Source organism: Streptomyces sp. SID14515 (assembly GCF_010548505.1).
Taxonomy (GTDB): Bacteria; Actinomycetota; Actinomycetes; order Streptomycetales; family Streptomycetaceae; genus Streptomyces; species Streptomyces caviscabies.
This window is the reverse complement of record NZ_JAAGMH010000091.1, coordinates 59,318-73,249: the sequence shown is the minus strand read 5'-3', so window position 1 is coordinate 73,249 and position 13,932 is coordinate 59,318. Positions and strand designations below refer to the sequence as shown.

General features: G+C 73.5%; 11 protein-coding genes. 3 read left to right on the top strand and 8 right to left on the bottom strand.

The window, feature by feature from the left end:
* Positions 1-111 precede the first annotated feature (111 nt).
* Together ectA and G3I54_RS19595 are read right to left on the bottom strand one after the other, a co-directional pair.
* Positions 112-642, bottom strand: coding sequence for a diaminobutyrate acetyltransferase (gene ectA, locus G3I54_RS19600; RefSeq protein ID WP_164616159.1), 531 nt, complete (start codon positions 640-642; stop codon positions 112-114).
* Between the two features lie 308 nt (positions 643-950).
* Positions 951-2,057, bottom strand: a complete 1,107-nt coding sequence (locus tag G3I54_RS19595) for an aminotransferase class V-fold PLP-dependent enzyme (protein WP_164616158.1) — start codon at positions 2,055-2,057, stop codon at positions 951-953.
* 88 nt (positions 2,058-2,145) lie between these two features.
* Between G3I54_RS19595 and G3I54_RS19590 the strand changes: the two genes are divergently transcribed.
* Together G3I54_RS19590 and G3I54_RS19585 are read left to right on the top strand one after the other, a co-directional pair.
* Positions 2,146-3,246 carry an amidohydrolase family protein gene (locus tag G3I54_RS19590; protein WP_164616157.1) on the top strand — a complete coding sequence of 367 codons (1,101 nt, stop codon included), beginning with the start codon at positions 2,146-2,148 and terminating at the stop codon, positions 3,244-3,246.
* 332 nt (positions 3,247-3,578) lie between these two features.
* Complete coding sequence (locus tag G3I54_RS19585; RefSeq protein WP_164616156.1) at positions 3,579-4,589, top strand: SCO1860 family LAETG-anchored protein; 1,011 nt, start codon at positions 3,579-3,581, stop codon at positions 4,587-4,589.
* Between the two features lie 65 nt (positions 4,590-4,654).
* Here the strand turns inward: G3I54_RS19585 and cobC are convergent, their stop codons facing one another.
* Entirely contained in the window at positions 4,655-6,256 is a 1,602-nt protein-coding gene (gene cobC, locus G3I54_RS19580) for an Rv2231c family pyridoxal phosphate-dependent protein CobC (protein WP_164616155.1), read from the bottom strand.
* A gap of 202 nt (positions 6,257-6,458) precedes the next feature.
* Here cobC and G3I54_RS19575 point away from each other — a divergent pair, with 202 nt between their 5' ends.
* A complete protein-coding gene (locus G3I54_RS19575) occupies positions 6,459-7,181 on the top strand; it encodes a ZIP family metal transporter (RefSeq protein WP_164616154.1) in 723 nt (240 codons plus the stop codon).
* A 47-nt stretch (positions 7,182-7,228) separates the two neighbouring features.
* On the opposite strand, the gene G3I54_RS19570 is transcribed toward G3I54_RS19575, so the two are convergent.
* The 5 genes from G3I54_RS19570 to G3I54_RS19550 are packed head-to-tail and all read right to left on the bottom strand — an operon-like array spanning position 7,229 to position 13,860.
* Positions 7,229-8,578, bottom strand: a complete 1,350-nt coding sequence (locus G3I54_RS19570; protein ID WP_164616153.1) for a cobyrinate a,c-diamide synthase — start codon at positions 8,576-8,578, stop codon at positions 7,229-7,231.
* Entirely contained in the window at positions 8,572-9,171 is a 600-nt protein-coding gene (gene cobO / locus G3I54_RS19565) for a cob(I)yrinic acid a,c-diamide adenosyltransferase (RefSeq protein ID WP_018512216.1), read from the bottom strand. The genes G3I54_RS19570 and cobO overlap by 7 nt, the downstream gene beginning before the upstream one ends.
* Positions 9,171-11,216, bottom strand: coding sequence for a putative cobaltochelatase (locus G3I54_RS19560; RefSeq protein ID WP_164616152.1), 2,046 nt, complete (start codon positions 11,214-11,216; stop codon positions 9,171-9,173). The genes cobO and G3I54_RS19560 overlap by 1 nt, the downstream gene beginning before the upstream one ends.
* Complete coding sequence (locus G3I54_RS19555; protein ID WP_164616151.1) at positions 11,213-12,868, bottom strand: cobyric acid synthase; 1,656 nt, start codon at positions 12,866-12,868, stop codon at positions 11,213-11,215. The genes G3I54_RS19560 and G3I54_RS19555 overlap by 4 nt, the downstream gene beginning before the upstream one ends.
* Positions 12,865-13,860, bottom strand: coding sequence for a cobalamin biosynthesis protein (locus G3I54_RS19550; protein ID WP_164616150.1), 996 nt, complete (start codon positions 13,858-13,860; stop codon positions 12,865-12,867). The genes G3I54_RS19555 and G3I54_RS19550 overlap by 4 nt, the downstream gene beginning before the upstream one ends.
* Positions 13,861-13,932 lie beyond the last annotated feature (72 nt).

The following is a 13,932-nucleotide window of genomic DNA, read 5'->3' as shown; positions in this document are numbered from 1 at the left end:
CCGGGACCGCGCCGGGTGGTCGGCCGGCGCGAAAAGTCTTGTGGGGGCCGGGCGTACGGGTCGGGTACGCCGGGGTGGTGGCCGGGTGGGCTCAGGTGGCGAACGTGCCGGTCAGGTGGTGAACGGGCCTATCCGGTAGAGCACCTCGGGCAGGTGCGTCCCTTCGGGGAACAGCGCGCCCTCGAAGAGCACCTCGTGCTCCAGCGCGACGTCGTGGCGCTGGGCGTAGGACGTGAACAGCCGGTCGGAGGCGGTGTTGTCCGGGGTGATCGTCGTCTCCACGGACGACAGGCCCTGGTCGGCGGCGACCCGGGCGGTCAGCGCGTCCAGCAGAGTGGCGGCCAACCCCTTGCCGCGGTGGGCCTGGTCCACGGCCACCTGCCAGACGACGAGGGTCTGGGGGCGGTCGGGCCTGATGTAGCCCGTCACGAAGGCGATGGGCTCGCCACTCTCGCCACGGGCGACGGCGGAGGTCGCGGCGAAGTCACGACACCACAGCAGGTAGCTGTACGAGGAGTTCAGGTCCAGGACCTGGGAGTCGCGGGCGATGCGCCAGATCGCGGCTCCGTCCTCCACTCGTGGGGCATCGATACTGAGGAATTCGCTTCGGGCACGGGCAAAATCTGCTGGTGCGGCGGTCATGCGAATTGAATTTACCCAGCAAATTTCAAAATTGCATCGACGCGAAGGGTTGGGTGAAGCGCCTTCATGTGTTATCAGGCGTGCGCGAGATTCACCATGATCCGGGTACAATTTCACGCTCTTTGTCCCGAATTTTTCGGGCATAACGCCGCCCGTGTGGAGTCGGTCACAGGGTTGTAACTCTCCTGAGACGTGTCCGAATCATGAAGTTCGGCGCCCGGGAAAACTTCCGCGTTTAGGTGCCGGGAAAGCGGGCAGAAGAATGCGGGGAGCTGCTTTCGATAAAGCAGCTCCCCGCATTATGAATATCAGCGGCCCGGCCAGGTTTCCGAAACGGCGACCCGGGCAGCATCGATATCGACCCGCCGGCCCGCATCGGACAGCGCCGCCCCCAGAGCCGCGAGCGAGGACAGCACCGCGTCCCGCGTCGCATCCGCCCCGTAGTGATTGACCCGGATCATCTCCTTGGACAGCGCCCCGCCGCCCGCGACGAGCGGGAGCGAGGGGTCGGCCGCCAGCGCGTGCGCGACCAGCGCGGCGGCGTCGGTCCCCGCCGGGGCGCGCAGTGTCGTGGCCACCGGAGCCGCGTCCCGCGCCTCGTGGACGTACGGTTCCAGACCGCCGCCCAGCGCCACCGCGCCCGCCCTGGTCGCCGCGGCGGCCGAGGCGTGGCGGGCCGTCACCGTGTCCAGGCCCTCGTCCTCGATCCGCGCCACGCAGGCCTCCAGGCCCAGCATCTCCAGCTGCGCCGGGGCGTGCGGCAGCGCCCTGCGGCCACCGTCGATCCAGCGCTCCTTCCAGTCCAGGAGGGAGAGGTAGGAACGGCGCGGGGCGGCCGGGTTGCCCGCCATCCGCTCCCAGGCCCGCGCGCTCACCGACACCGCCGACACCCCGGCGGGTCCGCCCATGGCCTTCTGCGCGCCGATCACGCACAGATCGACGCCCCAGGCGTCCGGCAGCAGCGGCTCGGCGCCCACCGAGGCGACCGCGTCCAGCATGAACAGCGCGCCGTGCGCCCGGACCACCTCGCCGATCTCCGCGACCGGGTTGGTGTTGCCGGTCGCCGCCTCCGCGTGCACCAGCGAGACGAAGTCGATCTCCGGGTGCTCGGCGAGCGCCTCGGCGACCTGGGCGGCGGTCACCGCCGTGTGGAAGGGCACCGCGAGGTCGATCACCTGCGCGCCGCAGTCCCGCAGCCAGTTGCCGAAGGTCTGCCCGTACGGGCCCGTGACCACGTTCAGCGCGGTCGAGCCGGGCCGCGCGCCGCTGCGGATACAGCCTTCCAGCGGCAGCAGCGCCTCGCCCTGGGTGATGACGACGTCCTGCTCCGTGGCGAGGAGCCGGGCCACACGCCGCTCGATCGCCGCGAAGCGGTCGGCGGTGAGCGGGGGGAGGTCGAGGAAGGGGTGCGTCACGGTGGGGCTCTCTTCGGGTTTCGTGCGGCGGTCGAAAGACACTGGCAGCCTACCGACGGCCTTCCGGCGGCCTCGTACAGTGCCGCGTATGAGTGATCAGGAGGAACAGCGGGTGCTGCGGGTGAAGGGCCGGGTGCTAGTCGGCCCGGACGAGGTGCGGGACGAACTGTGGGCCGTGGACGGGCGGATCGCCTACGAGCGGCCGCCCGGCGCGGACCGCGCGGTGACGGTCACCGGCTGGGCGCTGCCCGGTCTGGTCGACGCGCACTGCCATGTGGGCCTGGACGCGCACGGCCCGGTCGACGCGGCCACCGCCGAGAAGCAGGCGCTCGCCGACCGGGAGGCCGGAACACTGCTGATCCGGGACGCGGGATCGCCCTCCGACACCCGTTGGGTCGACGACCGCGAGGACCTGCCGAAGATCATCAGGGCCGGCCGGCACATCGCCAGGACCCGCCGCTACATCCGCAACTACGCCCATGAGATCGAGCCCGGCGACCTCGTCGCGTACGTGGCCCGGGAGGCCCGGCGCGGGGACGGCTGGGTCAAGCTGGTGGGGGACTGGATCGACCGCGACGCCGGGGATCTGACCGCCTGCTGGCCGCGCGGCGAGCTGGCGGCGGCCATCGCCGAGGCGCACCGGCTCGGCGCCCGGGTCACCGCGCACTGCTTCGCCGAGGAGTCGCTCACCGACCTGGTGGAGGCGGGCATCGACTGCGTCGAGCACGCCACCGGCCTCACCGAGGAGACCATCCCGCTCTTCGCCGAACGCGGGGTCGCGATCGTCCCGACGCTGGTCAACATCGCCACCTTCCCGGACCTCGCGGCGGGCGGCGAGGCCAAGTTCCCCCGCTGGTCGGCCCATATGCGGCAGCTGTACGAACGCCGCTACGACACCGTGCGCGCCGCGTACGACGCGGGCATCCCGGTCTACGTCGGCACCGACGCGGGCGGCTCGCTGGCGCACGGCCTGGTCGCGGGCGAGGTCGCCGAGCTGGTCAAGGCGGGCATCCCGCCGCTGGAGGCCCTCTCCGCCACCGCGTGGGGGGCCAGGCGCTGGCTGGGACGGCCGGTGCTGGAGGAGGGCGCCCCGGCGGACCTGGTCGTGTACGACGAGGATCCGCGCGCGGACGTCCGGGTGCTGGCGGCTCCCCGGCACATCGTGCTGAACGGACGGGTGATCGGCTGAGGGGCGGCGGGGGCGGAGCGGTGCCGTGTTGACGGGCAGTGACGGTGGCGGCCCCGGCTCGTTGAAGCACCTCTGCGCACACTGCGGTGTCTTCCGGTGTGTTCGGGCGCCGTACGACCGGAGCCGGGTGAAACGAGTGACGCCGGGGAACGCACGTACCGAAAGATTCGAATATGCGCGCGGAAACCCCCCTTTGGGGTGAACTCACGCCAGGTATCCGCCAGTTCACCCTCAGTGCGTAAAGATTCACGGAGTCGAGGCCGCCGGCACGGGCGATGTCCCCCATTGGACTGTGCCGGTGGCTCCATGTCTCTTGTGGGGGTTCCACCATCTTGAACAGCAACACCTTCCGTCTCGCCGCCCTGGCGGTCGCCGCCGCTCCCGTCGCTCTGCTTGCCGCCGTCCCCGCGCACGCAGCCCCGGCGACGCCCACCACCGGCGAGGGCAAGGCGAGCGCGGTCGTGCTCCGTACCGGGCTCGACGTCTCGCTCCTCAACAAGTCCGTCCAGGTGCCCCTCAAGGTCACGCTCAACGAGGTGCAGGCGCCGGCCAGCGCCGAGAAGACCGCGCTCACGGTGAACCTGGACGGCGTGGAGGGCCGGCCGGTGAGCGTCCTGCGCGCCGATGTGGCCACCGCGAACGCCACCGTGGACGAGCACAAGGCCGAGGGGTACACCAACCTCGCGAAGGCCCGGATCCATGTGCCCGGACTCACCGCGCTCTCGCTCATCGAGGTCGAGAAGGTCACCTCCAAGGCCGTCTGCGAGACCGGCAAGAAGCCCGTCGCCGAGTCGAACGTGCTCGGCCATGTCGCGGTGCTCGGCAAGAAGGTGACGCTCAGCGCGGGCGGGCCGACGCAGGTGTCGGTGCCGGGCGTCGGCGAGGTCTCCCTCCATCTGTCGAAGACCGTCACCACCGAGCGCACGGCGGCCGCGACGGCGCTCCAGCTCAAGGTGTCGGTCAACCCGCTGAAGCTCAACGTCGCCGAGGTGGAGGGCGAGGTCACCCTCGCCGAGGCGACCTGCGAGACCCCGAAGGAGCCGAAGACCCCCGAGAAGCCGGGCTCCACGGACGGCGGTTCCACCGGCGGTGACACGGGCGGCGACTCCGGTGGTTCCACGGACGGCGGCTCCACCGGCGGCGACCAGGGCGACGGCGGCAAGAGCGGCGACGTGAAGACGCAGACCGGCTCCGACACCGGCCCCGCCCCCACCGAGGCCAACCTCGCCGAGACCGGCGGCAGCTCCACCACCCCGTACATCGCGGGCGGAGCGGCCCTGCTGCTGGCCGTCGGCGCGGGCGCCACGGTGCTGGCGCGCAGGCGCGGCAGCAGCCAGAGCTGATACGTGTGAGGGGGCGGCGTCCGCACGACGGACGCCGCCCCCGGTACACCGCTCGGAGCGGCTCCTCAGCGCCCCGATCTCGCGGGCAGCGCCTGCACGGCCTGGTCCAGGGCCTGGAGGAAACGGTTGGTCGTGGCCCGGTCGCGGACCGCGAGCCGCAGCCACTGCGGCCCGAGCCCCGGAAACGTATCGCCCCGCCGGGCCGCGAAGCCCAGCAGCCGCAGCCGCTCCCGCACCTCCGCCGCCCGCTCCAGACGCACCAGGACGAACGGCCCCCGGGCCGCCTCCACCGCCTCCACCTCGCTGAACTCGGCCAGCCCGGCGAGCAGATGGGCCCGGTCCACCGTGACCCGGTCCGCCGCCTCGGCCGCCTCCACCAGCGCCCGCGGCTCCATGCACGCCTCCGCCGCCGCCAGCGCCGGGGTGGACACCGGCCACAGCGGCTGCGCCTCCGCGAGCAGCGCCACCGTCTCCGGATCGGCCAGCACATAGCCGATCCGCAGCCCGGCGAGCCCCCAGGTCTTGGTGAGACTGCGCAGCACCACGAGCCCCGGGATGTCCGTCCGCCCGCACAACGCCTCGCGTTCGCCCGGCACGACGTCCATGAACGCCTCGTCGACCACCAGCGTCCGCCCCGGCCGCGCCAGCCGCTCCAGCAGGGCCGCCGGATGCAGCACGGACGTCGGGTTCGTCGGATTGCCGATCACCACGAGGTCCGCCTGCTCGGGCACCGCCGCCGGATCGAGCCGGAAGCCGTCCTCCTCGCGCAGCAGCACCCGCCCCACCCCGTGCCCGGCCGCCCGGAGCGCCGCCTCCGGTTCGGTGAACTGCGGATGCACCACGACCGGACACCGGGCCGGAAGGGCCCGGGCGATCAGGACGAACGCCTCGGCCGCGCCCGCCGTCAGCAGCACCCGCTCCACCGGCAGTCCGTGCCGGCCGGCGACCGCGGCGCGGGCGGAGGACCCGTCCGGGTAGGCGGCCAGCGAGGTGAGCGACGCGGATATCCGCTCGCGCAGCCACTCCGGGGGAGTGTGGGTACGGACGTTCACGGCGAGATCGGTCAGATTCTCGCCGCGCACCTCCGCGTCGCCGTGGTGGCGCAGGTCGGGCCCGGCGCTCTCGATGTTCTGCGTGGGGGGAGTCATGGCAGCCATGGTGAACGGGCGGGAGCCCCCCGTCACCGGTGAGGTGGAAGTTTTCCTCCCGGAAACATCGAAAGTCCCGGCGACGGCCGGAAAACGCCGGGCCACCGCACAGGTCGCCACCCCTCCGGACCCGGCGTCGCCGCCCGTGGCGCGGGTCTTCGGCACCACCAGCTCGTCCGCCTCGATCAGCGCCGCCGCCTCCGCGACCGAGGCAGTGCCCACCGCCGCACCCACCGCGCCCGAGGGGTGCGGCACGCGGACCGCGGCCAGCGCCCCGGCCGGATGGGTCCGCACCGGCACCCCGAGCCGGGCCGCCGCCCCCACGATCCCCGGCTCGTCCCCCTTCGTGTCGACCGTCGCCACCTCCACCACGTCCGCCGCGTCCAGACCGGCCCCGCTCAACACCGCCTCGATCAGGGCGAACACCGCATCGCCGGAGGCGCCGCGGCGCGCGCCGACCCCCACCACCAGACTGCGGGCGCCGGACTCCGGTCCGGGGCCGACGGATACTCCGGTCATCGGCGGAGTCCTGCCTTTCAGGTCAAACGTCCGGGTGGTACGTAGGTGGTGCGTCAGCGGTTACGTCAGGGGTACGGAGGGAGCGGGCGCGGCCGTTCCGTATACGGAGCACGGGCCCGGGCGGCAGGAGGGGCGCCGCGAGCCCGGCCGGTAAGGACACCCTGAGATGCGGAGAGAGGGCTTGATCGGCTAGCAAGGCCCCATGGCGGTGTTCGTCGCGCTCGGCGCGTTCCTGATGACTCTGGCCGGCGGCTGGGTCGCCCAACGCGTCACCGACCGCCGTCACCTGGTGCTCGGCTTCGCGGGCGGGCTGATGCTCGGTGTGGTCGGACTCGACCTCCTGCCGGAGGCGATGGAGGCCGCGGGCGCCCCGGTGTTCGGCGTGCCCGCCGCCCTGCTGCTGTTCGTCGGCGGCTTCCTGGTGGCCCATCTGGTCGAGGGGCTGCTCGCCGTACGCCAGGTGGCACACGGGGCGAGCGGCGAACGCGTGCCCCAGGTGGGGCTGACGGCGGCGGCCGCGATGGTCGGCCACAGCCTGATGGACGGCATCGCGCTCGGCGCCGCCTTCCAGGTCAGCGGAGCCATGGGCCTGGCCGTCGCGCTGGCGGTGATCAGTCATGACTTCGCCGACGGATTCAACACGTACACCCTCACCAGTCTGTACGGGAACGCCCGCCGCAAGGCGCTCCTGATGCTGTTCGCGGCTGCTCTGGCGCCGGTCGTGGGCGCCGCGACGACGCTGCTGTTCACCCTTCCGGAGGAACTGCTCGGCGGCTATCTCGGCTTCTTCGGCGGAGCGCTGCTCTACCTGGCCGCCGCGGAGATCCTTCCCGAGGCGCACCACACCCATCCCGCCCGCTCCACCCTTCTCTGCACCATCGGGGGCGTGGGCTTCATCTGGCTGGTCGTCGGCATCGCCGAGTGAGCCGCGCGTACGCCCGCACACGTCGCCGAGACGGACGCGCGGGTCGCTCACCGCGCCCGGCAGTGCTCGACGAACCGCCGGGCCACCGAGGGCGAAGCCGCCCAGTGGGTGTGCAGATAGCTGGCGTGCACGCCCCGCTGGACGTACCCCTCGACCCGCCGCTCCGGCTGGTGCATGCCCCAGGCCGGTGTGGCCCCCGCCCCCGGCTCCAGCACTGTGCGGTGGAACTCGTGACCGCGCATCCGCGTCCCCGCCACCGCCAGCGCGCTGTCCGAGACCGCGACCGCCTGCCGGTACCCGAGCGTGAGCCGCTCCGACATCCGGGCCTCGGCGTCCAGCACCCCGCACATCGGCTTCCCGTCCAGCTCCCGCGCCAGATAGAGCAGCCCCGCGCACTCGGCCGCCACCGGCGCGCCGCTCAGGGCCAGTTCCGTGACCGCCCGCCGCAACGGCTCGTTCGCCGACAGCTCGGGGGCGTACATTTCCGGGAAGCCACCGCCGATGACGAGCCCCGCCGTCCCCGCGGGCAGCTTCTCGTCCCGCAACGGATCAAAGGTCACGACCTCCGCACCGGCCGCCGTCAGCAGTTCGGCGTGCTCCGCGTACGCGAAGGTGAACGCCGCCCCGCCGGCCACCGCGACGACGGGCCGGGGCCGTTCCACGACGGCGTACGCCGGCTCCCACGCCTCGTCCGGCAGCGCGGGCGCCGTCCGCGCCAGCGCCATCAGCGCGTCCAGGTCGCACCCGGCGCGCACCCGCTCGCCCATGGCCCGTACGGCGTCCACCGCATCGCCCTGCCGCTCGGCCACCGGGACCAGACCCAGGTGGCGCGAGGGCGTCGCGACCTGCGGGGCCCGCCGCAGCACACCGAGCACCGGCAGCCCGGACTCGTCCAACGCGTCCCGCAGCAGCGCCTCGTGCCGGTCGGACGCCACCTTGTTCAGGATCACCCCGCCGATCCGCACCTCCGGATCCCAGGAGGCGAACCCGTGCACCAGGGCCGCCACCGACCGGGACTGCGAGGAGGCGTCCACCACCAGCACCACCGGGGCCCGGAGCAGCTTCGCCACCTGCGCGGTGGACGCCAGCTCGCCCTGCCCCGAGGCACCGTCGTACAGCCCCATCACGCCCTCGACCACGGCGAGATCGCACCCCGCCGACCCGTGCGCGAAGAGCGGGGCGATGAGATCCGTCCCGCACATGTACGCGTCGAGATTGCGGCCGGGGCGGCCCGTCGCCAGCGAGTGATAACCCGGATCGATGTAGTCCGGGCCCACCTTGTGCGGCGAGACGGCCAGCCCGCGCGCGGCGAAGGCGGCCATCAGACCGGTGGCGACGGTGGTCTTGCCGCTGCCGGAGGCCGGAGCGGCGATGACCAGACGGGGCACATTCACCACTCGATGCCCCTCTGGCCCTTCTGCCCCGCGTCCATCGGGTGCTTGACCTTCGACATGTCGGTCACCAGGTCGGCGGCCTCGATCAGCGCGTCCGGCGCGTTGCGGCCGGTGATCACCACATGCTGGGTGCCGGGCCGGTTCCGCATCACCTCGACGACCTCGTCGGTGTCGATCCAGCCCCAGTGCATCGGATAGGCGAACTCGTCCAGCACGTACAGCTTGTACGTCTCGGCCGCCAGGTCGCGCTTGACCTGCTCCCAGCCCTCGCGGGCCTTCTCCTCGTTGTCCAGCTGACCGTCGCGCTGGACCCAGGACCAGCCCTCGCCCATCTTGTGCCAGTCGACGGTGCCGCCCTCGCCACTCGCGCCCAGCACCTTCAGCGCGTTCTCCTCGCCGACCTTCCACTTCGCCGACTTCACGAACTGGAACACCCCGATCGGCCACCCCTGGTTCCAGGCCCGCAGCGCGAGCCCGAAAGCCGCCGTCGACTTGCCCTTCCCGATGCCCGTGTGGACGAACAGGAGCGGGCGGTTGCGCCGCTGCCGGGTGGTGAGCCCGTCGTCCGGCACCGATGTCGGCTGTCCCTGCGGCATTAAGCGGCCCTCCCGGCTGCGGTGACGTCCTTGACGAGCCCGGCGATCGAGTCGGCCCGCAGCTCGTCGAGCGTGACGGCGGTGCCTCCCAGTTCCCGGGCCAACTCCCCGGCGAGACCGAGGCGTACGTACCCCGACTCGCAGTCCACGACGACCGAGGCCGTCCCCTCCGACTGGTGCAGCCGCGCCGCCCGCCCCGCGAGCGCGACCGGCTCAGGCCCGCCGGTCGCCCGGCCGTCCGTGACCACGACGAGCAGCGGCCGCCGCGACGGATCGCGCAGCCGCTCCACCCGCACCACGTCATGGGCCTTGAGCAGCCCGGCGGCAAGCGGAGTGCGCCCCCCGGTCGGCAGCGACTCCAGACGGGAGGCGGCGGCGTCCACCGACGAGGTCGGCGGCAGCGCCACCTCCGCCTCCTTGCCCCGGAAGGTGACCAGACCGACCTTGTCCCGCCGCTGGTAGGCGTCCAGCAGCAGCGACAGCACGGCCCCCTTGACCGCGCTCATCCGCTGCCGGGCCGCCATCGAACCGGAGGCGTCCACGACGAACAGCACGAGGTTGCCCTCACGCCCCTCCCGGGTCGCCTGCCGCAGATCGTCCCGGCGCACCACGAGCCCCCGCCCGGCACGCCCGCGCGCACGCTGGTGCGGAGCGGCGGCCTGCACGGTCGCGGCCAGGTGCAGCTTGGTCAGCGACCCCTGCGGGCGACGCGCGCCGGTCGTACGCCCGTGCTCGGTACGGGCCCGGGAGCGCCGCCCGGCAGCGCCCTCGCCGAGCCCCGGCACGCTGAGCATCTTCGTCCGGAACGGCTCGGCGGACGCCACCGGCTGCTGCTCGGCCCCGGTGGACCTGCCGGGCGCGTCGGGGGCGCCTTCGGGAGCCTGCGACGGCGTGTCGCCATCGCCGCCGCCCTCGCCCTGCGGCGGCGTACGGTCGCCGTCGGCCTGCGGAGGCACACCTCCGCCGCCACCGCCGTCGTCCCCACCGCCGTCGGGATCGGGATCGGGCTGGTCGTCGCCGTCGTTGTTCTCCTGCGGGCCCGCCTCGTCCAGGGTCTGGTCGAGCTTCTCCTCGTCCAGGCCCGGTGCGTCGAAGGGGTTGCGGCGACGCCGGTGGGGGAGCGCGAGGAGAGCGGCCTGCCGCACGTCGTCGGCGGTGACCTCCTCGCGCCCGGCCCAGGCCGCCAGCGCGGTGGCGGTACGGGCCATCACGATGTCGGCCCGCATCCCGTCCACCTCGAACGCGGCGCAGGTGGCGGCGATCTGCCGCAACACGCCGTCGCCGAGCACGACGCGGGGCAGCAGGGCGCGCGCATCGGCGATCCGCTCCCGCAGGGCGCTCTCCTCCTCGGCCCAGCGCGCCGCGAAGCCCTCGGGATCGTCGTCGTACGCGAGCCGGCGGCGCACGACCTCGACCCGCTCGTCGGTGTCCCGGGAAGCGGCCACCTCGACGGTCAGCCCGAACCGGTCCAGCAACTGCGGCCGCAGCTCGCCCTCTTCCGGGTTCATCGTGCCGACCAGCAGGAACCGCGCCGCATGCCGTACGGAGACGCCCTCGCGCTCCACGTACGAAGCGCCCATGGCCGCCGCGTCCAGCAGCAGGTCCACCAGGTGGTCGTGGAGGAGGTTGACCTCGTCGACGTACAGGATCCCGCGGTGCGCGTCGGCCAACAGCCCCGGCTCGAACGCCTTCACGCCCTCCGAGAGCGCCCGCTCGATGTCCAGCGCCCCCACCAGCCGGTCCTCGGACGCGCCGACGGGCAGCTCCACGGTCCGCGCGGCCCGCGACACACCGGCCGCCTCCGCGTGCGGCCCATCGGGACACGCCGGATCGGGAGAGGCGGGATCACAGGAGAACCGGCACCCGGGCACCACGGCGACCTCGGGCATGAGGGCGGCCAGCGCACGGACGGCGGTGGACTTGGCGGTCCCCTTCTCGCCCCGCACGAGCACCCCGCCGACAGCCGGACTGACCGCGTTCAGCAACAGCCCGAGCCGCAGGTCGTCCTGCCCGACGATCGCGGTGAAGGGATACGGCGTACTCACTTGGCCTCCTGGTCGACATGAACAACAGCTGCTTCGCCAAGCCCTCGGGGCTTCGCCTCCGCGGACCGGGCGAAATCAAGCCCCTCCGGCGATTGAGGAGCGGGGCCCGGGGCAGCGCCCCGGCTCTCCGGAGCCCCCGCACCGAACGACGGCGCCCCCGGCGGCACAAAGGGCAACCCCGGCGGCGCCCCGCCCTCGATCAACCGCCACAACGCATCCGTATCCGCATGCTCCTCCACCAGATCCCCCAGCCGATCCAGCTGCTCCTCCCGCAACACCCCGAAACTCGTGTCCGGCGCGGGCAGGAACCGCCGCCCGGCGGCCCGGGCCACCTCCACCAGGAACCGCCGCCGGAACGCATCGCTCTCCAGCGACCCGTGCCAGTGCGTCCCCCACACCGCCCCCACCCGGCACCCGTCCAGGAACGGTTCCCCGCCCCGTACATCGGCCACCCCGTGGTGGATCTCGTACCCCTCCACCGGCTCGCCCAGCGCCGAACCGACCGGCCGCGCCAGCGTCTTGGCCCGGTCGAAGCGGATCCGCACCGGCAGCAGCCCCAGCCCGTCCACGACCCCCGCCCGCGACTCCACCTCGTCCTCGATCCGCTCACCGAGCACCTGGAACCCGCCGCAGACGCCGAGCACCGGCCGGCCCTCCGCCGCCCGCCGCACCAGCGCGTCCGCGAGGCCCCGCTCGCGCAGCCAGGCCAGCGCCTTCACCGTGCCGCGCGTCCCGGGGACGATCACCAGGTCCGCGTCGACCAGCTCGTCGGCCCGGTCCACGAACCGCACGACGACGCCCGGTTCGGCGGCCAGCGCGTCCACATCCGTGAAGTTGGACATCAACGGCACCGCGCAGACCGCGACCCGCAACACGTCCTCGCCGTGCGGGGGAGCCACGACCGATTCGCGCACCGCGCCCCGCATCGACACCCGCAGGCCGTCCTCCTCGTCGATGCCGAGCCCGTGGGCGTACGGCAGCACTCCGTACGTCCGCCGCCCGGTCAGGTCGTACAGCATGTCCAGGCCCGGCTCCAACAGCGAGACGTCGCCTCGGAACTTGTTCACGAGGTAGCCGGCGACCAGCGCCTGGTCCTCCGCGCTCAGCAGCGCCGTCGTGCCGAAGAACGAGGCGAAGACCCCGCCCCGGTCGATGTCCCCGACCACCAGCACAGGGAATTTCGCGGCCCGCGCGATCCCCATGTTCACGATGTCGGTCCGCCGCAGATTGATCTCGGCCGGCGACCCGGCCCCTTCGCAGATCACCGCGTCGTACGTCGACCGCAACTGCTCCAGACAGTCCGTGACCGTCCCGAGCAACGCCTCCTGACGGCCTCCGTGATAGCCCCGGGCGCTCATCTCGCCGACCGGCTTGCCCATCAGCACGACCTGGCTGGACCGGTCGCTGCCGGGCTTCAGCAGCACCGGGTTCATCAGGGCCGTCGGCTCCACCCGGGCGGCCTGCGCCTGCATGGCCTGGGCCCGCCCGATCTCCGCGCCCTCCCGGGTCACGAAGGAGTTCAGCGACATGTTCTGCGCCTTGAACGGCGCGACCTTCACGCCCCGGCGCACCAGCCACCGGCAGATGCCCGCCGTGACGACGCTCTTGCCCGCGTCCGATGTGGTTCCCGCGACCAGCAGTCCGCCGCTCATGCCCGTCCCCGCTTCCGTCCTGTCGACGACCGTCCCGCGACCACGCGCCCGGCGATCACGCGCCCGGCGACCAGCCGCCCCGCCACGCACACCCCGAGGGCCAGCGCACTCACCCGGCGCGACAGCCGTACCGCGCGTTCGATGTCGGCGCTCCGCACGTCCCGCCCGGACTCGCCGTTCAAGACCGGCCGGTGCTCGACGCGCCCCGCGTACGCCAGCGTCCCGCCCAGCCGTACGCCGAGCGCCCCCGCGAACGCGGCCTCCACCGGACCGGCGTTCGGACTCGGGTGACGGCCCGCGTCGGCCTTCCAGGCGCGTACGGCCTCCGAGGGCCGCCCGCCCGCCGCCACGGCCAGCGCGGCCGTCAGCCGGGCGCCGGGCCACCCCGCGAGATCGTCCAGGCGGGCCGAGGCCCAGCCGTAACGGCGGTGGCGGGGCGACTTGTGGCCGACCATCGCGTCGAGCGTGTTCACGGCCCGGAAGCCGACGAGCCCCGGCACCCCGCCGATCGCTCCCCACACCAGCGCGCCGACGACGGCGTCCGAGGTGTTCTCGGCGACCGACTCGACGACCGCGCGGGCGATGCCCGGACCGTCCAGGGAGTGCGGATCGCGCCCGCACAGATGCGGCAGCCGCTCCCGGGCCACCTCCAGGTCCCCGGCGGCCAGCGCGCCGCCGATGGCGCGGGCCTCCCGGCCCAGCGACGTACCGCCGACGACGGACCAGGCGGTGGCGGCGGTCAGCGCGACGGCGAGCGCGGGCCGGTCCCGTACGGCGCGTGCGGCCAGCGCGGCGGCCCCCACGGCGCCACCGGCGCACACGAGGGTGTGCAGAGCGCCCCGGCCCCGGTCGTCACGCCACAGCAGGGACTCCACCCGCGCGGCGGCGCGGCCGAATCCGGCGACGGGGTGGCCGCGTCGGGGGTCGCCGAGCAGGGCGTCGGCGATCAGTCCGGCCGTGGCGCCGTACGCGAAGACGCGGTCGGCACGCACGGCTCAGGCCGCCGCGGTCAGAGGCGTTCCGGCATACGTTCCGGCACCGGGGCCGTAACTGGGGGGCACGGG